We start from the raw sequence: 23,699 nt of genomic DNA, 5'->3' as shown, positions 1-23,699 counted from the left end.
TAGCCATGGTCTCGTGGGCTCGGAGATGTGTATAAGAGACAGAGCCAATAGTAACAGACTGGAAGTAACTACCAAAGAAAAAAGATACCATCAATATATTACCAATATTTCACACTCCATTTTAACAATTAGAATTCATCCACAAATCACACACTCTAAATCATCAGCACCCATATACAGCAGAATATATAACAATAAAATATTTTATACAACTTTTATTTGTGATTAGTCATAGAAAACATGTATATTAGCAGTAAGCCTAACATTTACACAAATAAATCAATTGATTTATTATTACTTTTTAGTACCTTTACTTCATAAATACAATTTCCTATCCATAAGAAGGAAAGACATTTATATTAGTTGATTATTTGTATATGATAAAACACAAGCAAACAGCTATTGAGATATGTTCCGATAGCACTCTATTTAAACCCAGACCGCCCCCTCTTCAAATATTCACATATTAGACTGATTCATCATGCCTGAAAACAAAAAGAATAAATCAAATTAATCATCGTTACTTGGAGGGAAAGCCTTCCTTATCATAAAATTTAAAACATTAATCAAGATTAAAAACCTCCTGTGACACTTCTATTATCCCGATTATCCTATATGGCTCTCCTATTGATATGAACCAAGACTATAAAAGAAATGCTTCTTTAGCCGATACATTCTTGTATATGCCATTCAATATCGAAAACTTAAAAATCGAGATATCTGTTCTTATCAAAAACTACCGCTTTCTTAGAAAGTCATTCTTACAGAAAATATTCGGAGAAAAGTTTCTGGAAACAGATATCGAAGAAATGCCGGAAGAGGATAACTACCAACTCATCAACAAGGTAAAGAAATTCATATTGGACAACTTGGATAACGAATCACTAAAGATAAGCCATATTGCCAGTGAAACGGGCATGAGCCGGACTAAGTTTTTCATTAAATGGAAATTCCTGACAGGGGAAGCTCCCATAGAATTCATGACCAGGATTCGTATGGAAAAAGCACGCGAACTATTGGAAAGCGGAAAATATCGCATACAGGAGATACCTGAAATGGTCGGACTAAAAGATGTAAAGAACTTCCGCAATAAATACAAGAAACACTTCGGCATAGCGCCAAGTGAAACATTAAGAAATATTTAAAAGCGGGAAAATTCAATATTACTATTGTCTTAATAAAAAAGAGATGTATTTAATGGAAAAATGGTATATCTCTTTTGCAAGTATACCGACGAGCAAAACATAATTGCCAACAAATCACAACTCAATCATACCATTCATCGCATCATTAATACCAAATAGAAACATCCCAACATTCAAAACTGACAACAGTATCTACTTATTAAAACTTATCATTATTTTTACTTCGTAGAAATATACCAATCATTCCTTCTTATAAAAAAACCTAACCTCCATTATCTTTCCAGTTTATATATTATGAGGAAATACAGAATGGTATTAAATGAGACATTCCTCAATAATACCCAATATACAATACGCTCCCCTACACATCTACAGGAGACAAAATAATATTCAACCAATAAAACTAATTAATTATTGTTACTTAGAGGATATTCACCGTTTCTTCCCCCCCAAAAAAAATGATGTTAAATATTAGGATAGTGAATTTCCTCTTTTTTCTGAAATGAAAGAAATGGGTCTATTTCATCTGAGTGACGTCACTAAAAAATATAATATGAAATACTTATTACAAACGTCACCCCTCGTTTACAGTGCCATAGCAATACTCATTCTTTATCAATTAAACTTTACCTCAATACTCCTAGCAGGAGGTATTTCTATTTATTGGATTATAACACATATCATTACGATACAGAAAGAAAGAAATCTTCTAAAAGAAGGGAGTCAATATTTTATAGACTCTTTCGAGAGCATTCGTGCTCCGCTTACATTAGTTCATACTCCATTGAAAATAGCATATAATGACGTTTCCCCCGAAAATATCAGAAAAGAGCTATCACTAGCTATCCAAAACATAGATTGCCTCAACATACATTTAACCAGATTGATTGATTTAAAGCAATTGTTTGCAAACACTGAAAAGCTGAATTCCTCGGAATATGAACTGGGAGCATTTATCAAAAACAGAATTACTTCTTTAAAAACACATGCTGCCAACAATTTGGTAGGGCTGAACATTAAAACAGACTTTAATTATGCCAGCGTCTGGTTCGACCAAAGCAAAATATCTCCGGTGATCGACAAATTTATAAAATATGCCATAGACCATACCGAACAAAAAAAAACTATTACCCTGCTAATCACCTCTAATCCTGAATACTGGCAAATAAAAATAACTGATTTCGAAAATAAGAAAATACTTCAATGTTATAAATGTAAAAATTGGCAACTATTCAAACGAAAAGAAGAACTCGAATACAATTTTGCAAAAAATATATTCTGCAAAAGGTTGATAAAGATGTGCAATGGAAAGATTCTGATTAACCATTCCAGCCACACTATTGCTCTAAAATTCCCTTCAAAAGATTCGCCGGAAAATGTTCACCAACATACCGCCATACAAATCGAGTCAAATCCGGCAGAAGAAAGAACAGATACTTTATTCGGCAAGGATTCACAAAAGAGAAATTCCACTAAACCGTTGGTCGTCCTCGCTGACAGCAATAAAGAATTCAGGTTGTACCTGGAAGAACGTTTATCAAAGGATTTTATCGTAAAAAGTTTCGAGAATGGTTTGGACGCTTTAGAATGTATAAAAGAGGAATATCCGGATTTAGTGATTTGCGACATTATGCTCCATGGAATGTACGGCAATGAACTATCATCGAAACTAAAAACATCAGGAGAAACATCCGTTATCCCTATTATCCTCTATGGCTCACATATAGATACAGGACAACGCAGCAAAAGGGAAAGCTCCCTGGCTGACATATTCTTATATATACCTTTTCACGTCGAAGATTTAAAAACAGAAATGAATGTCCTTATCAGAAACAACCGTTTCCTCAGAAAATCATTCTTAGAAAGAATATTTGGAAAGAAGTTTCTGGAAGTTGAGGAAGACAAAATTTCAGATGAGGAAAATTACGGCCTTATCAATCAGGTAAAGGAGTTTATTCTAAAAAATATAGATAAGGAAAATCTGACAATAGATGAAATCGCCTCAGAACTATATATGAGTAGAACCGCTTTCTTTACGAAATGGAAAGCACTGACAGGAGAAGCGCCCAAGTACTTGATTTACCGGATTCGTATGGAAAAAGCACGTGAGCTATTGGAAAGCGGGAAATACTCCGTCAATGTTCTTCCCGAAATGATCGGATTGAAGAGCCTCAAAAACTTCCGTCATAAATACAAAGAGTATTTTGGAATAACGCCAAGCGAGTCTATCATGAAAAAACAATAAAACAAATACGAAGCTATATATCCGAAGATCCCACCAACAGGGATCTTCACTATAACACTTGCATAAAGAAGCCTTTCTTTTTTTACTTCTTCATGCAGTATTGTATTAATCGTAGCATTTACACTATGTACGTACACCTTAATTTTGAAATTAATAATCTAATTATTTAAACAGTATGAAAACTTTAACTAAAATGAAAAAAGTTTGTTGTTTTAATCGCTTTGTCTTATTGGCAATGACACTGAGCATGGTCACTTCTTTTACTGCATGTAGCAGTGACGACGATTCGGACATTCCCGTATATTCCCTTAAAGATGTTGATGGCAATTATTCCGGCACAATGCTGACGGAATCCACCCCCGTCAGTCCCCAGGCAAATGCAGAAGAGGGAGAAGAACCGGCAGGAGCCGAAGTTACTGCCGAAGTAAAAGACAATCAGATTATGATTAAGAAACTTCCGGTTGACGACCTGATTAAAAGCATCGTCGGTGAAGAAAATGCAGGAGCTATCATCGAAAATTTGGGTGATATTAACTACAACATTCCTTATACACCGACCTTTGATGAAGGTAAATCTAACATCTTACTTCAACTAAAACCTGAACCACTGGAAATTAAATACACCGAACCGATTCAAGTACAAGAAGAAGGACAAGAACCGGCTGAAAATCTTATAACAGTAACTATTGAAGCTAAAAAGAATGGCGTTTATGCTTATGACGGCAAAAAACTGGCATTCGTTATCAAAGCAACTGGAGTAAAAGTCGGAGATGTAAATTTCCCCAATTTCCCCGTTACAACATTCACTTTCAGCATGGTCAAGAAGTAATACAAACCTTTCGCTAAAAAAAAGAAAATGGAGCATGCCTGCGCGCAAGACATGCTCTTTTTTTATACCTTTGTGAAGAACCAACTATACAAAATGACTACAACAGAAAACATTCGAAAAGAATTGCAGGATTTGGTAGATTCCAAGTATCAGGAATTTCATTCTGCCCTGGTTCCCGGAATCGGGAATATTCTTGGTGTACGTATTCCGCAACTACGAATATTGGCTAAAGAAATCGCAAAGAGAGATAACTGGCGTATGTTTGTGGAAGCAACCGATACTAAGTTTTATGAAGAGACAATGCTTCAGGGAATGGTTATCGGATTAGCTAAAATGGAACTGGACGAACGAATGAAACACATAAGCATGTTCGTTCCACGTATCGACAACTGGGCTGTATGTGATATCTTTTGCGGCGAACTGAAGACTGCCGTGAAGAAAGGAAAAGAAACTGTATGGCAGTTTATCCAGCCTTACCTCATATCTCCCCAAGAGTTCGAAATCCGCTTCGGGATTGTGATGCTTTTCCATTATGTAGACGAAGAACATATCGACGCATTACTGGCATACGCAGACACTTTCAGCCACGATGCTTATTATGCACGTATGGCTATGGCCTGGATGATATCCATCTGTTTCATCAAATTCCCCGAAAAGACAATGGAGTACCTTAAACAGAGCAAGCTGGATAACTGGACTTATAATAAATCATTGCAGAAAACTATCGAATCTCTCCGTGTAGACAAGGAAACTAAAGATATACTTCGCGGTATGAAACGGAGGTAATAACACCATAAAAAATAAAGCTCGGTAACTGTTCTGCTTACCGGGCTTTATTTTTTATGATGTATCAAATGATTTATGATATAGCAAATGAATTAATTCCTCTTTACCTTTTTTCTTCTGCTTCTGCGCCTTTGTTGTTTCCGGCGGCTGTAACGTTGCCATCTTTTATATATCATCCAGCCGCTCATCAAAGCAACGACGACAAAGATAAGAATAGTGATACCCACTCCTAAATTATCCCCCTTAATACGCGACCAGATATCAAGAACTTCTTTTGTCTTATCGCCGAAGTCACGAATCATAGCGCATCGTTCCACTACTTTGCGGTCGGGATATTGTATCTTGTCAATCTGTATGCTATCAGCACCCGGTCCGAAGAAATAACTTAAATCGGAAAAATAGGTAAGTGTCGTGTCTATCTTCTCTTCCAGAATCTCCGGAGTAGCAATCGAACTTACATATCCGCAGAAATCCATATTTCTCAGAGCAATGTCCGGACGACACATGAAATTGATAAAATAGCTGGCTGCTTCCGGATTCCTTGCATATTTCGGAATCACCCAACCGTCATACCATATATTACTTCCTTCCTTCGGAACTTCATAATCCAAGTCCACACCTACTGCATCGGCTTCTTCAATCGCCCATATTGCGTCACCACTCCACGTCATATTCAGCCAGGCCTTGTTCTTCGTCATCATCTCCTTGCCGAAATCGGCTTCCCAGCCTGCTATATTCGGTTTCAGGGCTTTCAGATATTTTTCCGCAAGCTCCATAGCCTGTGGAGAATAGTCGTTCATCAGTTCTTCCACTGTCACACTCCCCGCTTCCAGTTCCTTGGCGTGCGCATAAATGATAGCCGTACCGTAAGCGTCGCGGTAACTATCCTTCATAAGGATTTTGCCGGCATACTTCTTATTCCAAAGACAATCCCAGGATGCAGCGACCGAATCAGGAACATAAGCCCGGTTATAAAGAAGTCCCGCAGTTCCCCACATATAGCATACCGCATAACGGCTGGCTTCTTCACCCGGCTGGCTCAATTTATTAATCTGCTCCCGTATGAACGGAGCCACATTTTTCATATAGTTGGGAGAATGGGCAAAATTAGTATCAATAGGCAGAAGCAGGCGCTTCTTCAACATACGCTCAATAATGTATTCCGAAGGGCAGACCACGTCGAAATCCTCATGTCCCTTCTCTATCTTGGTCAACATTATCTCGTTAATGTCGAATGTCTGATAAACGATGCGGATATTTTCGCCTGTCTGTTCTTTATAATATGCTTGAAAATCCTCGAGCACACCATCCCCGATATAATCCGCCCAGTTATAGATTTTAAGAACCCGTTCGCGAGGCTCGCCGGAATTATAACATCCCGTCAAACTCAGCAACAACAGGATAGCAGGAATTATTCTTTTCATAATTAATAATTTTACAATGTACAAATATACCAATACAGAAAACGTGCCGCCATGCAATCAGCATATCAGTGTATTGGCATATTGAATAATTATTTCTTCTTCGCTTTCCCTGCCCGGTGATTGATCACAATAAGCAACGCCAACACCACAACAAAAATAATAGCGGAAAGCGGACGAAGTTCAGGGGTCAGCCCTCCTTTGCGGGCATCAGCATAAATATAAGTAGAGAGCGTCTCCAGACCTTGATTACCGATGGTAAAGACAGTTACGGCAAAATCATCAATGGATAGGGTCAATGCAAGCATAAAACCACTAATCATTCCCGGACGAATCTCCGGAACAATGACTTTCCACAAAGCCTGCATAGGAGTCGCTCCCAAGTCAAGAGCGGCCTCATAAATATTCGGGTTCATCTGCTTCAAACGAGGCAGAACGCTCAAAACAACGTATGGCGTACAAAAAGTAATATGAGCAAGCACTACGGTTGTGTATCCTTGTGTGATTCCTAAAGAAACAAACAAAAGGAAAAGCGAAATACCCGTGATGATATCTCCGTTCAGAATAGGAATACTATTCACAAAACTAATCGCTTTACGCGAACGGGATTTCAGATTAAAGATGCCGATAGCAGCCACACTACCCAGCAAGGTAGATGCCGCTGCAGCCAGCAGAGCAATAGTAATCGTGTTAATCAATGCATTCATCAAAGAATGATGCGTGCCTGTAGTGAAAAGCGAAGTATAAAGTTTTGTGGAGAAACCAGTCCAGTTGCCCAGCACTTTCGCTTCGGTAAAAGAATAGATGACGATAATCACGATAGGAGAATAAAGCAGCAACAGCAATATCCACAAGTAAGCCTGCGCAAATATTTTCTTTACCATAGCCCGCCTCCTTCGTTCGAATTGTCCTTATCGTCTGTGCTAAACAAAGAAGTTGCAGCAATCAGCAGCAACATAATAAGCGAAAGTGCCGCTCCATAGTTCCACATGCTGTTATTGATATTTTCCTGAATCGTTGTACCAAAGAGTTTGATGTTATTCATCGTCAGCAACTCGGCAATGGCAAATGTCGATATAGTCGGCATGAACACCATCATAATTCCACTCATCACACCCGGCATAGAAAGCGGAAGGACTGCTTTCAGAAAGACTTGCAGCGGATTGGCTCCCAAATCTTGTGCAGCTTCAATATAACTATGATCCATCTTCTGCAACGTGTTGTAAATAGGATAAATCATAAAGGGGATAAAGTTGTATACCATACCGAATATCAATGCTCCCTCGCCCAACGGTACACTAAAAAAGTCGAACAAGGCAACCGTAGCAAGGGTACGCACAAGAATATTTACCCACATCGGCAGGATAAACAGTACGACCATCGTCTTGGAACGGTTCAGCTTACTGTTACTCAATATCCATGCTGCAGGATAACCAAGTAAAATACAAACAAGGGTGGTAATGATAGCAATACCGATAGAATATACAAAGGTATTGATTGCTTCGGGATGTTCGAAGAACTTCTGAAAATTGGCGAGTGTCAAATGACCGCTATCATCGGTAAAGGCATATACGACAATTAAAAACAGCGGTATAATCACAAAGATCGCCGAAAAAATAATGTAAGGGAGAGTCCAACTCTTACGTGATGACAAAAAGACTATAAACTTCTTATTCACTTCCTTTCCTGTTAATCGGTTATTTTAATTATACGAATGGCATCTGGAGGGATGGTAATACCTACACGGTCTCCGTCGTCCCATACATCGTTCGTATCTACAAATACATTCTCGTCCCAGTCTGACAATACGGTCAGATGATAATGGTCGCCCTTGTAAAGGATGAATTTCACCTCACCTGTGAGCGTTCCGTCTTCTTCATTATCCTGAAGAATCACTTTTTCAAAGTCTACCTCCACTTTGACATTCGTATCGGCAGCTATATCTTCCACCGGAGTACATTCAAAGTTACAGCCCAGGAATTCCACATGAGTGGCATCCAGCAATTTTCCTTCAAACGTATTGCAGATACGCTCTTTCTTCATGATGTGAATATCAAACGGCTTCACCAGCAGTCCGACTTCCGCTCCTACTTCAAAATGATGGTAATCCTGCACCAGGAATTCATATCCGCCGCACATCACCGTCATTTCATAATGCACACCTTTGAAAATAGAAGTCTCTACCACGCCTACCAACTGCGCCATATCCGAAACGGGGAAAATATAAAGATCTTCCGGACGGATGACTACGTCTACCGGAACATTTTCACCAAATCCTTCATCCACACATTCAAACTCCGTGCCGCAGAAGCGTACCAGCTTATCATGAATCATGGTACCATTGAGGATATTGCTTTCTCCGATAAAGTCGGCAACAAAAGCGTTGATGGGTTCATTATAAATATCAATCGGTGTACCGATCTGCTGAATCTTTCCTTCACTCATCACAACAATCGTATCACTCAACGTCAATGCCTCTTCCTGATCGTGAGTGACGTAAACAAACGTTATACCCAAAGATTTATGCATTTCTTTGAGCTCCATTTGCATATCCTTACGCATTTTCAGGTCGAGCGCTGCCAGCGGCTCATCCAATAGCAACACTTCCGGCTCATTCACAATGGCACGGGCAATGGCTACACGTTGTTGCTGACCACCGGAAAGAGAATCCACATCGCGGTATTCATAATCTGTCATACCTACCATCTTTAAAGCAGCTTTCACTTTCTTCTCAATGGTTTGTTTCGGTGTCTTTTTCAGTTTCAGGCCGAAAGCAATGTTATCATATACATTCAAGTGCGGGAATAAGGCATATTTCTGAAATACCGTATTCACGGGACGCTTGTGGGGAGGAGTTTGTGTTATTTCCATCCCCGAAATTCGGATCTCGCCTTCCGAAGCCGTCTGAAAACCGGCAATGAGACGCAACAACGTGGTTTTACCGCAACCGGAAGGACCAAGTATAGTGACAAACTCGCCCTTTTTCACGTTTAGAGTCACATCATCCAATGCTGTTTTATCGCCAAAATACTTCGATACGTGGCTCACCTCAATGATGGATTTATCTTCTTGCATATTCATACTAAAGTTTGGGCTGCAAAGGTACACATTTCTGCGGTTTTCACCTAGGTGTTAATCTAATATAACAGTGTTTTTCGATGCCCGACAGAAAAAAAATCTATCTTTGCATAAATATTTATTCACTAATTTTACAAAAGCATGAAAAAGTTAACTTATTTAGTTATTGCAACGGCAGCGTTAGGCATGGTAGCTTGTACGGGCGGAAACAAAGCCGGATACGTTGTCACAGGTACGGTAGAAGGTGCAAGCGATGGTGACACCGTTTATCTTCAGGAAGCTACTGGCAGAAATTTGACCAAACTAGATACAGCCGTTATCACCAAAGGTACTTTTACCTTTGAAGGTACACAAGATTCTGTGGTTAGCCGCTATGTCACTTGCGAAGTGAACGGAGAGCCATTGATGATTGATTTCTTCCTCGAAAACGGAAAAATCAACGTTGCCCTGACCAAGGATAACGACGCTGTGACCGGTACTCCTAACAATGATGCATACCAGGAAATCAGAGCTCAAATCAATGACATCAGCAAGAAAATGAATACCATTTATGAAGCAATGGGCGACACTTCTTTAAGTGATGAGCAGAAAGAAGCCAAACAAAAAGAGGGTGCCCAGCTGGAAGAACAGTATGACAAAGTAATCAAAGAAGGTGTTAAGAAGAACATCGCCAATCCGGTCGGAGTTTTCTTGTTTAAACAAACGTTCTACAATAACTCTACTGACGAAAATGAAGCTTTGTTGCAACAAATTCCTGCGAATTTCCAGAATGACGAAACAATCGTAAGAATCAAAGAGATGACCGACAAGCAGAAAAAGACTGCCGTAGGTACTCAATTTGTTGATTTCGAAATGCAGACTCCGGAAGGAAAGACTGTGAAGTTGTCTGACTACGTTGGTAAAGGTAAAGTGGTATTGGTTGACTTCTGGGCTAGCTGGTGCGGTCCTTGCCGTCGCGAAATGCCTAATCTGGTAGAAACTTACGCTAAGTATAAAGGTAAGAACTTCGAAATTGTAGGCGTATCTCTCGACCAGGATGGAGCTGCATGGAAAGAAGCAATCAAGAAGATGAATATGACTTGGCCACAAATGTCCGACCTGAAATTCTGGCAAAGTGAAGGTGCACAGCTTTATGCAGTAAACAGTATTCCTCACACTGTATTGATCGATGGCAGTGGTAAAATTATCGCTCGCGGTTTGCATGGAGAAGAACTTCAGGCTAAAATTGCAGAAGCTGTAAAATAACAGATCGAAAGAGAAGGTTTTTCAAAGGCTTTAAAGTTCAAACAAGGGGCTGTTCGAAAAGCCTTGATCCTATAAAATCACGCTTACTACGACATGTTGCAGTAAGCGTGATTTTTCTTTTTAGAGACTTTTCAGATGGTTTCTTGCTTATTAAAAACTTCACAAGTCAGCAACCAAACAGATAAAATTCAGCCCCTGTAATTCTCGAAAGAACACAGGGGCTGAATCTATATATGAAAGTAAGGGAGAAGGACTCCCCTACTTTTATTTCAAACAAATTAGATAAACCAACGTACGTAGCAGAAGTCTTGACGGTGTGGAAGCTCCGGATTCTTCGGGAACATACGGTAAGACACCTTGAAGCTACCTGCATTTGACAAGCTGTGTTTAACTTGGAATGTATACAAGTTACCTTCTTTCTTGATGACACTAAACGGTTCTACAGAGTAAACATGTTGTTTGCCGTCTGCAGTTGTGTAAGTAGTAACCAATTCAAGTCCCACTGCATCATTCAAGCCTTTTTCATCGATCACGTAAGTAATAGTATATTCTTTTCCGCTTTCGATGTCACCGTTCTTCAGGTCTTCTACCTTGTCGCAAGATACGATTTCAATAGCATCCCATTTAGCAACCACTTCTTCTTTCCAAGCTGCGATTTCTTTTGCTTTTGCATTATCATTAGCAGCCAAAGTCTGGAAGCGTTTCGCCAGTTTGCAATAGAATTTGCTATAGTAATCATCCAACTGACGCTTCATTGTATAATGAGGAGCGATCTGTGCGATAGAATTCTTCACCACTTTGATCCAGCCTTCAGAATATCCTTTCTTATTACGTGCATAATACAACGGCAAGATTTCAGTTTCAAGAATACTGTAAATAGTAGCAGCATCCAACTGATCCTGATGTTCCTGGTTCTGATAAGTACGTTTTTCTGTCAATGCCCAACCTGCACCTTCACGGTAACCTTCCAGCCACCATCCGTCTAATACAGAGAAGTTAACAACACCGTTCATCAAAGCCTTTTCGCCCGATGTACCGGATGCTTCCAACGGACGAGTCGGAGTATTCAACCAGATATCAACGCCTGAAACCAGACGACGAGCCAATTGCATATCATAATTTTCAAGGAAGATAATCTTACCCAGGAATTCCGGACGGCGAGAGATCTCGATAATACGCTTAATCAAACCCTGACCTGCACCATCGTGCGGGTGAGCTTTACCTGTAAACAGGAATTGTACCGGGTAATCAGGATTATTCACAATCTTAGAAAGACGATCCAAATCGGTGAACAACAAGTGTGCACGTTTGTAAGTAGCAAAACGACGACCGAAACCAATCAGTAATGCATTCGGATTGATCTTATCCATCAATGAAACGATACGGGAAGGGTCTCCCTGGTTCTTCAACCATGTATCGCGGAATGACTTACGGATATAGTCAACCAACTTATTCTTCATAGTCATACGAGTCTTCCAAATCTCTTCATCGGGCACATTGTAGATAGCTTCCCAAATCTTAGGATTAGATTGATCGAACCAGAAATTTTCGTTGAAATATTTAAAGTACAGTTCTTTCCATTCAGTTGCACTCCAAGTCGGGAAGTGAACTCCATTCGTTACGTATCCTACGTGGCTTTCTTCCGGGAAATAACCTTTCCAGATAGAAGAGAACATTTCTTGAGAAACCTTTCCGTGCAGCCAGCTCACACCGTTCACTTCCTGTGAAGTGTTACAAGCAAAAACAGACATACAGAAACGTTCGCCCTTGTCACCCGGATTGTTACGTCCGAGATCCATCAAGTCATCCCAAGTGATACCCATTCTGGAAGGATAACCACCCATATATTTGCCGAACAGGCCTTCATCAAAATAGTCGTGACCTGCAGGAACCGGAGTATGAACAGTGTAAAGAGAAGAAGCACGAACCAACTCGATAGCTTGATCGAAAGTCAATCCTGTAGCTACATAGTCGCAGATACGCTGAACATTGATTAATGCAGCATGTCCTTCATTACAGTGATAAACATCTTTCTTGATGCCCAGTGCTTTCAAAGTCAGGATACCACCGATACCCAACAAGATTTCTTGTTTCAAACGGTTTTCCCAGTCGCCACCATAAAGCTGGTGAGTGATAGGACGGTCGAATTCACTGTTCATTTCATTATCCGTATCAAGCAGATACAAAGAAATACGTCCAACGTTTACACGCCATACGTTTGCATGAACAAAATAATCAAGATAAGGAACGTCAACTATCAACGGCTGACCATTGGCATCCATTACACGTTCGATAGGAAGTTGACCGAAGTTTTGTGCTTCGTAGTTGGCAATCTGCTGTCCATCCATAGACAACGTTTGAGTAAAGTAGCCGTAACGATACAAGAAACCTACCGCACACAAATCAACATTGCTGTCGGAAGCCTCTTTCAGATAGTCACCAGCCAATACACCCAGACCACCGGAATATATTTTCAGGACGCTGCTCAAGCCATATTCCATACTGAAATAAGCGATAGATGGGCGTTGCTCATCCGGCTTCACATCCATGTAATCTCTGAATTTCGTATAAACTTCATTCATTCTTCTTAGAATCACTTTGTCTTTTGCCAGCGCTTCCAGCTTTTCATAGCTCATACGTTCCAACAACAGTACTGGATTCTGTCCACATTCTTTCCAAAGTTCCGGATCTAGATCTCTAAACAGTTCAGTCGCTTCAAAATTCCATGCCCACCAAATGTTGCGTGCGATTTCAGACAACTTCTCCAACTCTTCCGGTATACGTGATTTTACAGTAACCTCTTTCCAGTTGGGAGTATTCACATTACTAACTTTGATTTTCATAATGTTTACGTTTACTTATTGATAAATAATTCTTTCTTAACTCAACTGACGCTTCATAGCATTGCGCAAGGCAATGTCATAAGCCTCATAGTAATATTGTATAAAGTGCTTCCATAAAGCCTGTTCTGCCACTTCGGCAGCACGCTTACGGATTTCCTTCACTTCTTTCTCCGTCTTATCCGCAAATAACGTAATCGTATCTTTAATACCATCCGCTACTTCCGAATAATTATAGTCCGAACGATGCAGCACTTCTACTCCATCATTAATGCCATGCTGGTTCTTCAGGCTGTTTACCCAAAGTCCGAACCCTGCCAGATCAGTAGTGATTGTCGGTACATGGAATGCTACACTTTCCAGTGGAGTATATCCCCACGGTTCGTAATAAGAAGCATAGACACTCAAATCCTGTCCCAGCAATATATCATAATATTCTTTATTCATGATGCCATCACGACCATTCAGATAACAAGGTACAAAAATCACTTTTACCTTATCTTCCGGACGATTGCCCATTCCCAGATATTTCAACATATCCAACACCTGATCATGAGTCATATTATGCAGCCAATGAGTGATAAATGGTACTTCGAGCGGAGTGTCAAACTTCTCCTTGCTCTTCAAACGTCCCTGCAAATCCTCACGGGGGTCTCCTACCCAACCGGGTACATTGATGAATGCCAATACATTCTTATGCAAATTCTTATCCCTGTTCAAGCGGTTTAATGATTCCAAAAATACATCAATACCTTTATTCTTAAACTCATATCGTCCACTGGTTCCGACAATTAACGTATCATCACCCAGATTTGTTCCCAATAATTTATTCGCTACATTGAGCATCAAGGCACGCGCACGTTTACGTTTTCCGGTAAATGTGCTTCCTTTCGGTACAAAATCATCTTCAAAACCGTTCATCAGAACAACATCTGCCGGTTTATCCAGTAATTCCTTACACTCATTATTGGTTATTTCGCTCACCGTCGTAAAACAGTCTACGTAATGTGCAGTCTGTTTTTCAATCGAGTGTTTCGATTGCATGTTCAGTTCTTGCGCCATCTGGTCGCCATTATAAGCAAACAGATAGTCGTACAACGGTTTATGATTACCGGCAATAGAACGACCGATAGAAGTAGCATGGGTCGTAAAAATAGTAGCCACCTCCGGCACAGCTTCCTGTACATAAAGTGCTCCCATTCCAGTCATCCATTCATGCGCCTGATATACCACCTTATCCGTTTCTGTCAGGTTGTAGCGATAGAAACTCTCCACCACTCTTCCCGCAGCGTATGAAAACATAGAAGCTTCGTCGTAATCGCCATAAGCGTGCAACGAATCTACTTGATAACGATTCCACATTTCTGTGTATATATCGTCTTTCTTTTCAAAAAAAGGTTGGAAATCAACAAGAATGACTATGGGTTCACCGGGGATATTCCATCGTCCTATACGGACAGAAAGTTCGTCTTTCTCAAGTGCATGCTTTTTCCAGGCAGCACATAGGTTATCCGACTCGATGAATAGAGGGTTTTCTTTTCCTTGCCATACATCAGGACCTATGAAGAAAATTCTGTCGCGGAACTTTTCCTGCAATGTATTTGCCCGTGTCGACAAGACGGTGTATATTCCTCCCACTTTATTACATACTTCCCAGCTGGACTCGAAGATATAATCGGGGGTTAATAAATCTTTTACCATATAATATATTAAAACTCTTTTTAGTATGCGAGTGCAAAAGTACACATTATTCTTTGAAAAATAATACTTTATGCGAAAAATATGAGTTAAGAAGAGGAAAGAAACGTTGCCCTATAATGAAAAAAGAATATCCCCTTGCACATGCAAAGCTGCATGTACAAGGGGATTGAAACTCCTTTATAGGAAATATTCTTGCTAAAAATTATGCAACGAGTGCACTACCGATCAAGAAGGTTGCAGCCAAAGCAACGATTGCATAAAGCTCGGGGAATACGGCAAGAATCAACGTATTACTAAATACATTGTGTCCCTGTCCGATAGCTGCAATACCGTTTGCACAAACTTGTCCCTGACGGATAGCGGAGAATAAGGCAACCAATCCTAAAGCAATACCTGCACCAAGAACTGCTGATGCCTGGATAGCTGTAATTTCAGGAGTCAAAATGCCGAAGATAGTCTGAAACATGAAATAACCGGCAAAACCATAAAGCCCCTGTGTACCCGGAAGGGCTGTCAATACCAGGAAGTTACCGAATGCACTATCATTCTTCTTCAATGCTCCGATGGCAGCATTACCTGCAATAGTTACTCCGTAAGCACTACCGATGCCCGACAAACCAACCATAATCGCGATGCCAATGTAGGCGATAAACAAATTCATTTCCATAATCTTATTCTATTTTTTATTGTTTAATTCTTAAAATATTAATTCTCTATTTCTAATTTTTAATCTTCAGTTTTTTTAATTTCTGAACGGTTTGTACTCTTTACCGCCTCCTTCATATCCGGAGTTCTTGAAGAACTCAACGAACGTCAGACGCATTGGGTGAACCATTGCACCCAGCACATTCATGAAAATATTGATTGCATGACCGATCACGAAAATCAGCACCATTACAATCGGGCCTGCTATTACATTATCCGGACTCATACCTACTGCCAGACTGTTGAACACTCCCGCCAGAATACCTCCGGAAAGTCCGAGAGCAAACAGACGAACGTAGGACAAAACATCTCCAAGCAAACCAGTAACCATGTTGTATGAATCCCACAATCCCAATCCGATATTCAGGAATATGTTCTTTCCCGGACTGTTATAAAGGAAAATCATAGCAGCTGAAACACCCAGGATTATCAAGTGCACCGTGCTTCCCATCGGCATTACGTCCGGTAACAAAGCTGAAACTGCCATTGAAACCAGCAGGATGATCCATCCGATAGTTGCCACTGCATATTTGAAACCAAACTGAATCGTCTGATTCACAGCTTTCAGTACCATACCGAATAAAATCTGGATAGCTCCCAATATCAACGATAATTGGAACATATCATTATTATCCATCATGACAGCATGTTTCAAGCGTTGCACAATCGGCCAATCCAAATTGTAGATGTTCGCTCCGAAGAACGTACCAGTCAGCAAACCGCAGAAGAACGTTGATACCGCCAATACCTGTATCAATGAGATGATTGACTTCATTGACGGGGTTACTTTCTTCGCCATCAACCGATAGGCCGTAGCTCCCAGGAACAGGAACAAACCATATCCGGAATCTCCCAGACAAAGTCCGAAAAAGACCATAAAGAATGGGGCAAAGAACGGTGTCAAGTCCAACTCATTATACTTCGGAAGCATATACAGCTTACAGATCGGTTCGAACCAAGCAAAGAATCCCTTATTATTCAATCGAATAGGAACATTATCGCCCGGCATCGGATCGGTAATCTCATAATATACATGTGCGTCATTCAGATAAGCCTCTATCTCCACTTGACTGAATGCAGGCGCCCATCCTTCAATCAACATCAGTTTGTCACCGGCAGTCTGCTCGGAACTTAACACAACTTTAGAGAATTCAATCTGACTTTGCAACTCTTTCAGAGCAGCCTTCAAGGAAGGAATATCCGTTTCGGAAAGTGCAACCAGTCTTTTTTCATTCTCTTCAACGGCCTGTTCTGTTGTATTGTAAAGCGTTTCAAGATGTACCAAAGAGTATGCAGGTAATTTAGCCTGCTCTACATCCAAGTCCACTTCCTCTCCGCCTTTCGTTACAGTCACGAAGAATACTTTAGAAGAAATGCGGTTCACAATCATTGCATTGTATTCCGTTTCCCACTCTTCTTTGTAATTTCCTTCCGAACAGCTATAGAAACCGATTACATAACCGGCATCTTTCAGCTTCTGAACATTTGCCGGTTCAAAGTTGCCCCAGGCTTCCAGAGCTTCTTTTTCTTTGGCATAGCTTTGCAACTGCTGCGACAACTTTCCATGCTCTGTCTGTAAAGCATCCACTTCGTCCAGCACTTGCATTCCACGGGCAGCCGTTCCTCCTTCCGTAGCAATCACGGCATTCTTTTCATGCTTCTGGTTCTGAAGCAACTTCAAGGTAGCCGCCAAACGGTTGGAAAGACGAATATTATCCTGCAACTCCGTGTTATCGGCAGCCCCCTGTTGTTTCTCCACAATGTGGACTACACCAAGCTCCCGCAGACTGTTCAGGAATTCTTCATATTCTTTGTGATACACCAGAAAGGTGAGTTTCTTCATTTTTGTAATCATGCCTCTACCTCCTTCCTTTTTTCTTGATGGGACTTCATGATCTTTTGCGAAGATTTCGACAGGTTTTCTTCATCTTCCATAAATCGCTTGATTTTTCGCAATGCATCCTGATAGCCCGGTATCTGCACCTTCTCAAAAAGGTTCACCTTTTGAGTGGTCTTTTTCCTTGCATGTTCTAACAAGTTCAGCTTGGCGAGCATAAATTCACGTTCAATTGCCGTATGAGCCAGCTCCTCCAACAGGTGGATACCGTCGGCATACCACTTGGGAGCATTAAACATACTGTACGGACGTATCTCGAATTCTACATTCTCGAGCAACGGTACGCGCACACCCGCAATCTTTTTCACGCCAAGATGAACATCATTCACCTTTATTAATGAAGCGTCAAACTCATTCCAAAGGGCGAACATGGCTTCATAGGCTTGAATTTGTTGTTCGAGCCTATCCTCCAGATCGGCAGCTTCCGTTTTACAGCGTTTCACTTCCATGCGGAGGGCGCTTTCCTTATTCTTAATGATAGGAAGCGTACGCACCCGCACTTTCAGTTGCTTTTCGAGCTGCTGAAGAGAGGTTTTGTTATATTGAAACTTTATAGCCATCTCGTTGATTTACTAATTTAACGATTTACAATCAGGCGATTGAAATTACTTCTTATAAACATAAATAATCCACAAATTTCAACCGTAAATGGTAAATCGTCTAATCGTCTAATTATTTTGTTTTGGCCAGTATTGATCCACCAAGTCTTTCTTGATATTCACTTCTTCCGGACGGAAGTATTTACCGAACAAGCCCCAGGCAACGTCCAGCATTTCAGTTGTATCAAGGTTAACATCAATAGCCAATAACTGATTGGAATAGTCCTTCGCAAAAGCCAACGTACGTTCGTCGTAGTTTGTCAGGTCGAAACCGTTTTCCATCTTCGTCTTAGCGTTAGCGGCATCGGCATAAAGACGTACGGCAGCATTCATCACCTGCGGATGGTCTTTACGCGTCTTCTTACCGGTTACCAGCTGTTTCAAACGAGACAATGAACGGAACGGGTCAACAATAACCTTACCAATATCACTATCACGACGCAGGAACAACTGACCTTCTGTGATGTAACCCGTGTTATCAGGCACAGCGTGAGTAATATCTCCACCGGACAAAGTAGTCACCGCAATAATGGTGATTGAACCGCCAGAAGGGAACTGCACCGCCTTTTCGTAAATCTTTGCCAAGTCCGAGTAAAGTGATCCCGGCATAGAATCTTTAGACGGAATCTGGTCCATACGGTTGGATACGATTGCCAACGCATCAGCGTAGCTCGTCATATCGGTCAGCAGTACCAGCACTTTCTCATTATTATTTACTGCAAAATATTCAGCAGCAGTTAATGCCATATCCGGAATCAGCAAACGTTCTACCGGCGGGTTTTCGGTCGTATTCATGAAACTCACGATACGGTCGAGCGCACCGGCATTAGAGAACACATTCTTAAAATACAGGTAGTCATCATTCGTCATACCCATACCGCCGAGGATAATCTTATCCGTTTCAGCACGTAAGGCCACGTTTGCCATTACCTGGTTGAACGGTTGGTCCGGGTCGGCAAAGAACGGAATCTTCTGACCGGATACCAATGTATTGTTCAAGTCGATACCGGCAATACCCGTTGCAATCAGTTCCGACGGTTGTTTACGCCGAACCGGATTCACAGACGGACCACCAATTTCCACTTCCTGTCCTTCAATGTCCGGACCTCCATCAATCGGGTCACCGAAAGCATTGAAGAAACGTCCGGCCAGCTGCTCACTCACTTTCAATGTAGGCGATTTACCGAGAAATACTACTTCGGCATTGGTCGGAATACCTTCCGTACCTTCAAATACCTGCAAAGTGACATCGTCACCGGCAATCTTTACCACCTGTGCCAGTTTACCGTCCACGGTGGCAAGCTCATCATACCCTACTCCTGTCGCTTTCAACGAACAAGTAGCCTTGGTAATCTGAGTAATCTTGGTATATATCTTTTGAAAAGCTTTTGTTGCCATCTTACTTATTTACGATTTAACAATTTACGATTTACGATTGAAGTTTCCTCTCTTCAATCAATTCCTTCAGTTGTTTCTGGAATCCTTCATACTGTTCTGATTTGAACTTCGAATAGTTCATCTGCTTACAGATATTAATCATCTTCTTGAAGTAGTCCATTACTTCGTTGAAGTTATCAAATTCAAATTCCGTATGACAGATGTCGATTATCATATTCAGAATGTCTTCCTGACGTTCCATCGGAGTTACCGCGTCAATTTCGTCAAAAGCATCCTGTTGCAGGATTACAAAGTCAATCAATTCAGATTTCCAGAAGATCACGTGATATTCTACCGGCACACCATCGTCACCGAGGATATTGATCTGTTCGGCAATTTCCTTACCACGCTGTAAACGGGTCTTAAGTTCATTTACCTTTCCGATCCATTCATCATTGATATGACCTTTGATATACTCTTCAAATTCCGGATATTCGATATATTTTGAATAAGAATCAATCGGATTCACTGCCGGATAACGTTTTTTATCGGCACGGTCCTGTTCCAATGCATAGAAACAACGGGCTACCTTCTTCGTATTTTCAGTTACCGGCTCCTTCAAGTTACCACCGGCAGGAGATACCGTACCGATAAATGTAATAGAACCCGTTTCGTCATTGCTCAGTTTTACATATCCCGCACGACCGTAGAAGTTAGAGATAATAGCCGAAATATCCATCGGGAAAGCATCTGGTCCAGGCAACTCTTCCATACGGTTGGACATCTCACGCAGAGCCTGTGCCCAGCGGGAAGTAGAGTCGGCCATCAACAAGACTTTCAATCCCATTGAACGGTAATATTCCGCCAGTGTCATCGCTGTATATACAGATGCTTCACGGGCAGCAACCGGCATGTTGGAAGTATTGGCAATAATAATAGTACGCTCCATCAACTTACGTCCTGTGTGCGGGTCTACCAGTTCGGGGAACTCGGTAAAGATTTCCACCACCTCATTCGCACGTTCACCGCAAGCTGCAATGATAACGATATCCGCTTCCGCCTGCTTAGAAATAGCATGCTGAAGCACCGTTTTACCTGTACCGAACGGACCGGGAATAAATCCCGTACCACCTTCCACAATCGGATTCAGCGTATCAATCACACGTACACCAGTCTCCAACAATTTGAAAGGACGCGGTTTTTCCTTATAATTCGTCATCGCACGTTTTACGGGCCATCTCTGAATCATAGTTACAGGAATATCATTACCTTCTTCGTCTGTCAGAATTGCGATGGTATCTTCTATCTTATAATCACCTTCCGGCATGATTGTTTTTACGGTAGCCGTTCCCTTCATAGTGAACGGGGCCATTATTTTCAACGGCTGAAAGTTTTCATCCACCTGTCCCAACCATGCAGAAGCCTGCACTTTGTCACCTACATTCACCAATGGTACGAAATGCCATATACGCTCTTTATCCAACGGATACGTATATTGTCCTCTCTTCAGGAAAACTCCGTCCATCTTGTCGAGGTCATTTTGCAGACCATCATAGTTTTTCGATAACATACCCGGACCTAATGTCACCTCAAGCATGTGTCCTGTAAATTCGGCTTCGGCGCCCACTTTCAGTCCACGGGTACTTTCAAACACCTGGACATATACATGTGAACCTACAACCTTAATCACCTCCGCCATCAACTTATCGCCACCGGTCGAGATATAACAAATCTCATTTTGAGCTACCGGTCCGTCAACGACGAGGGTCACCATGTTGGCAATAACGCCACTAACAGTTCCTTTTGTTGCCATATATTTTTTTTATTTTATTATCTGAATTCTGCAGGAATCTGCACTTCGTTCTTCAGCGACTCAATAATGCTTCTGAACAACTGATTACCTCTTTCCTTATCCAGTGAAATCCACCTTTCAATCATTTCCAGCTTCAGCAGGAAAGCAAAAATACGCTCAATAGTGAAATAGTCGAAGAAAATAGCATCCTCCATCCAGTTCCACCGCAGGGCATCCAACTTCTTCTCACGCTCCACCAGTTCTGTAATCTCACTGATTTTCACTAACGATTCAAAAACATCCACTTCACCGGACAGTCCGAAATCGCGGGCACTTGATGTACGCAATGCTTCGCATACTTCCGTATTTCCCACAACATTGGAAGCAATATCCCACTTGAATTTACGGCTGGTAAATGCAACAAGAATATTATTGATGTTCAGATTGAATTCAAACCAGGCAGAAACAAACTTATTTCCACACTTCATGGCATACTCATAATACAAAGCAGCCAGATGATCTTCGTGCAAAGTCGTACTTTCAGCCGGAGTATTCAAATAATCAGTTATAAAAGTGGAGAGATAAACCGGAAATTCTTTAGGACTGATTTCTCCGCCTTCTCTCAGAACAGAAATATATTCTGTGAGTTCTTCAGCAGAGTAGTTTCCCCGTTTGTCGATTTCCGCTTCTTTATCTTTGAGAAGTTTCAGCACATTTGCATTATCAAACTTCAGATAAAACAAGTCGATCAACTTCCGGTCTGAAGCAGACAATCCATTGTAGATTTCAGTTTTAAAATCGGCTACTGTATAGCTCAGCTTACTGTCTTCCAGTGAAAGTTCCGGCAAACCTGCTACCAAGTAATAGTACTTACTACTCATAGTCGCTTTTTTTAAAATAGCATTTCTACTAATTGAGGACGCAAGAACGCTTTGAAGTAATTCATGAATTCTTCTTCTCCGAAGTTCACCTTATACGAACCGTCCGCCGGAGAAACGGTAAACAGAGTCTTGATACCATTTACTTGCTGGATAGTCACTCCCTTGTCTAATAAAGCTTTTGCATGAGCTGCAAAATATTTTTTCAGTGATTCCGCATCGGCTGTTGAGATGACGATAGGTTCGTCTATGCTCCATTTGGATGCCAATGCTACGATAAACGCGTTCAGATAATCTTTATCCTGAGCGAAATCTTTCACGGAAGCGGTTATCAACTTATCAGTTACCATTGTAGCGACTTCAGATTTGAGCGCATTCACAGCCTGACCGGCAAATAGTTTTAACTCTGATTTAGTATTTTCTGCTAACTCATCAGCAGATTTACGAGAGGAGTTTACAATTGATTCCGCCTCTTTACGGGCATCCTCAATGATTTTCTTAGCTTCTTCCTGAGCATTCGCGATAAGTCTTTGCGCTTCCTCGTTTCCTTTTTCCACGCCTTCACGATAAATCTTATCGGTCAACTCTTGAATTTTGTTTTCCATATTAACAGGAGTATTTAGTATTATTACTATATTAACTATGTGTCCTTTCTCAGATTCTCGCCAAATTTACAAAAATCAATTTGATAAAAAAGAGAAAGAAGAAAAGAAAAAAGATTCGTTTGCAAAAAAATCACAGACCTACACCTATTTTGTTCCACTTTTGCCCTTTTCCTATTACTAAATGACACATTTCCGGATTTTTCAAACCGGAAAACAAATATAAGGAATCCAAAAGATATTTGAAAACAAATATATATTGAAAGCGACAAACAGGATATTAATACAAGATTAAATAACAAAAGCTATTGGTATCACATTTGGCATTAGTGAATACTGCTATCCTATTTGCGGAAGAAGAGAAGAGGTTATCTTTTATCCGTCCTTAAAAACAGCCCCTCTTGATTCATTGATGGATCTTTTTGCAAAGTACCAAAAACAGAAAGCCCCTTGATTCGTTGCTGAATCAAGGGGCTTCTCTAAAAACGGCGGCTACCTACTCTCCCACTGTTACGCAGTACCATCGGCGTGACGAGGCTTAACTTCTCTGTTCGGAATG

Annotated in this window: 17 protein-coding genes and 1 pseudogene; 5 read left to right on the top strand and 13 right to left on the bottom strand. The window is 40.9% G+C overall.

The features are described from left to right. Nucleotides 1-566 precede the first annotated feature (566 nt). The 4 genes and pseudogenes from LPH68_RS21860 to LPH68_RS21845 form a co-directional block, all read left to right on the top strand. Nucleotides 567-1,145 (top strand): annotated as a pseudogene (locus LPH68_RS21860) (helix-turn-helix transcriptional regulator); the annotation flags it as partial. A gap of 553 nt (nucleotides 1,146-1,698) precedes the next feature. Next, nucleotides 1,699-3,390, top strand: coding sequence for a response regulator (locus tag LPH68_RS21855; protein WP_151923731.1), 1,692 nt, complete (start codon nucleotides 1,699-1,701; stop codon nucleotides 3,388-3,390). A gap of 175 nt (nucleotides 3,391-3,565) precedes the next feature. After that, entirely contained in the window at nucleotides 3,566-4,219 is a 654-nt protein-coding gene (locus LPH68_RS21850; protein ID WP_151923732.1) for a DUF4840 domain-containing protein, read from the top strand. Between the two features lie 93 nt (nucleotides 4,220-4,312). Next, nucleotides 4,313-5,005, top strand: a complete 693-nt coding sequence (locus tag LPH68_RS21845) for a DNA alkylation repair protein (protein ID WP_151923733.1) — start codon at nucleotides 4,313-4,315, stop codon at nucleotides 5,003-5,005. A gap of 92 nt (nucleotides 5,006-5,097) precedes the next feature. On the opposite strand, the gene LPH68_RS21840 is transcribed toward LPH68_RS21845, so the two are convergent. From LPH68_RS21840 to potA, 4 genes are all read right to left on the bottom strand, one after another. After that, nucleotides 5,098-6,429, bottom strand: a complete 1,332-nt coding sequence (locus LPH68_RS21840; protein ID WP_008019764.1) for an ABC transporter substrate-binding protein — start codon at nucleotides 6,427-6,429, stop codon at nucleotides 5,098-5,100. A gap of 89 nt (nucleotides 6,430-6,518) precedes the next feature. Continuing rightward, the gene (locus tag LPH68_RS21835; RefSeq protein WP_004316764.1) at nucleotides 6,519-7,310 is read right to left on the bottom strand and encodes an ABC transporter permease; all 792 of its coding nucleotides are present in this window, start codon (nucleotides 7,308-7,310) and stop codon (nucleotides 6,519-6,521) included. Further along, nucleotides 7,304-8,104, bottom strand: a complete 801-nt coding sequence (locus LPH68_RS21830) for an ABC transporter permease (RefSeq protein WP_004316765.1) — start codon at nucleotides 8,102-8,104, stop codon at nucleotides 7,304-7,306. The genes LPH68_RS21835 and LPH68_RS21830 overlap by 7 nt, the downstream gene beginning before the upstream one ends. Nucleotides 8,105-8,115: 11 nt before the next feature. After that, nucleotides 8,116-9,507: a polyamine ABC transporter ATP-binding protein gene (potA, locus tag LPH68_RS21825; protein ID WP_004316768.1), complete on the bottom strand. Its 1,392-nt coding sequence runs from the start codon at nucleotides 9,505-9,507 to the stop codon at nucleotides 8,116-8,118. Between the two features lie 138 nt (nucleotides 9,508-9,645). Here potA and LPH68_RS21820 point away from each other — a divergent pair, with 138 nt between their 5' ends. After that, nucleotides 9,646-10,749, top strand: coding sequence for a TlpA disulfide reductase family protein (locus tag LPH68_RS21820; protein WP_008022959.1), 1,104 nt, complete (start codon nucleotides 9,646-9,648; stop codon nucleotides 10,747-10,749). Between the two features lie 278 nt (nucleotides 10,750-11,027). Here the strand turns inward: LPH68_RS21820 and LPH68_RS21815 are convergent, their stop codons facing one another. From LPH68_RS21815 to LPH68_RS21775, 9 genes are all read right to left on the bottom strand, one after another. Then, nucleotides 11,028-13,592, bottom strand: coding sequence for a glycosyltransferase family 1 protein (locus LPH68_RS21815; RefSeq protein ID WP_004316772.1), 2,565 nt, complete (start codon nucleotides 13,590-13,592; stop codon nucleotides 11,028-11,030). 36 nt (nucleotides 13,593-13,628) lie between these two features. Continuing rightward, on the bottom strand, nucleotides 13,629-15,290 hold the full coding sequence (locus LPH68_RS21810; protein WP_008019765.1) for a glycogen/starch synthase: 1,662 nt from the start codon (nucleotides 15,288-15,290) through the stop codon (nucleotides 13,629-13,631). Nucleotides 15,291-15,492: 202 nt separating this feature from the next. Next, a complete protein-coding gene (locus LPH68_RS21805; RefSeq protein WP_004316776.1) occupies nucleotides 15,493-15,957 on the bottom strand; it encodes a V-type ATP synthase subunit K in 465 nt (154 codons plus the stop codon). A gap of 75 nt (nucleotides 15,958-16,032) precedes the next feature. Further along, nucleotides 16,033-17,850 carry a V-type ATP synthase subunit I gene (locus LPH68_RS21800; protein WP_004316777.1) on the bottom strand — a complete coding sequence of 606 codons (1,818 nt, stop codon included), beginning with the start codon at nucleotides 17,848-17,850 and terminating at the stop codon, nucleotides 16,033-16,035. Continuing rightward, entirely contained in the window at nucleotides 17,847-18,452 is a 606-nt protein-coding gene (locus LPH68_RS21795; protein ID WP_004297640.1) for a V-type ATP synthase subunit D, read from the bottom strand. Before LPH68_RS21795 ends, LPH68_RS21800 begins: the two co-directional genes overlap by 4 nt. A 108-nt stretch (nucleotides 18,453-18,560) precedes the next feature. Next, nucleotides 18,561-19,889 carry a V-type ATP synthase subunit B gene (locus LPH68_RS21790; protein ID WP_004297639.1) on the bottom strand — a complete coding sequence of 443 codons (1,329 nt, stop codon included), beginning with the start codon at nucleotides 19,887-19,889 and terminating at the stop codon, nucleotides 18,561-18,563. Between the two features lie 31 nt (nucleotides 19,890-19,920). Beyond that, nucleotides 19,921-21,681, bottom strand: a complete 1,761-nt coding sequence (locus tag LPH68_RS21785; protein ID WP_004316778.1) for a V-type ATP synthase subunit A — start codon at nucleotides 21,679-21,681, stop codon at nucleotides 19,921-19,923. Between the two features lie 17 nt (nucleotides 21,682-21,698). Further along, nucleotides 21,699-22,541: a DUF2764 domain-containing protein gene (locus LPH68_RS21780; protein ID WP_004316779.1), complete on the bottom strand. Its 843-nt coding sequence runs from the start codon at nucleotides 22,539-22,541 to the stop codon at nucleotides 21,699-21,701. An 11-nt stretch (nucleotides 22,542-22,552) separates the two neighbouring features. Then, the gene (locus LPH68_RS21775; RefSeq protein ID WP_004316780.1) at nucleotides 22,553-23,143 is read right to left on the bottom strand and encodes a V-type ATP synthase subunit E family protein; all 591 of its coding nucleotides are present in this window, start codon (nucleotides 23,141-23,143) and stop codon (nucleotides 22,553-22,555) included. Nucleotides 23,144-23,699 lie beyond the last annotated feature (556 nt).

This window comes from Bacteroides sp. 1_1_30 (assembly GCF_020982715.1).
In the GTDB taxonomy this organism is placed as follows: domain Bacteria; phylum Bacteroidota; class Bacteroidia; order Bacteroidales; family Bacteroidaceae; genus Bacteroides; species Bacteroides xylanisolvens.
The sequence above is the reverse complement of the archived record's forward strand: the minus strand, read 5'-3'. Positions and strand labels throughout refer to the sequence as shown.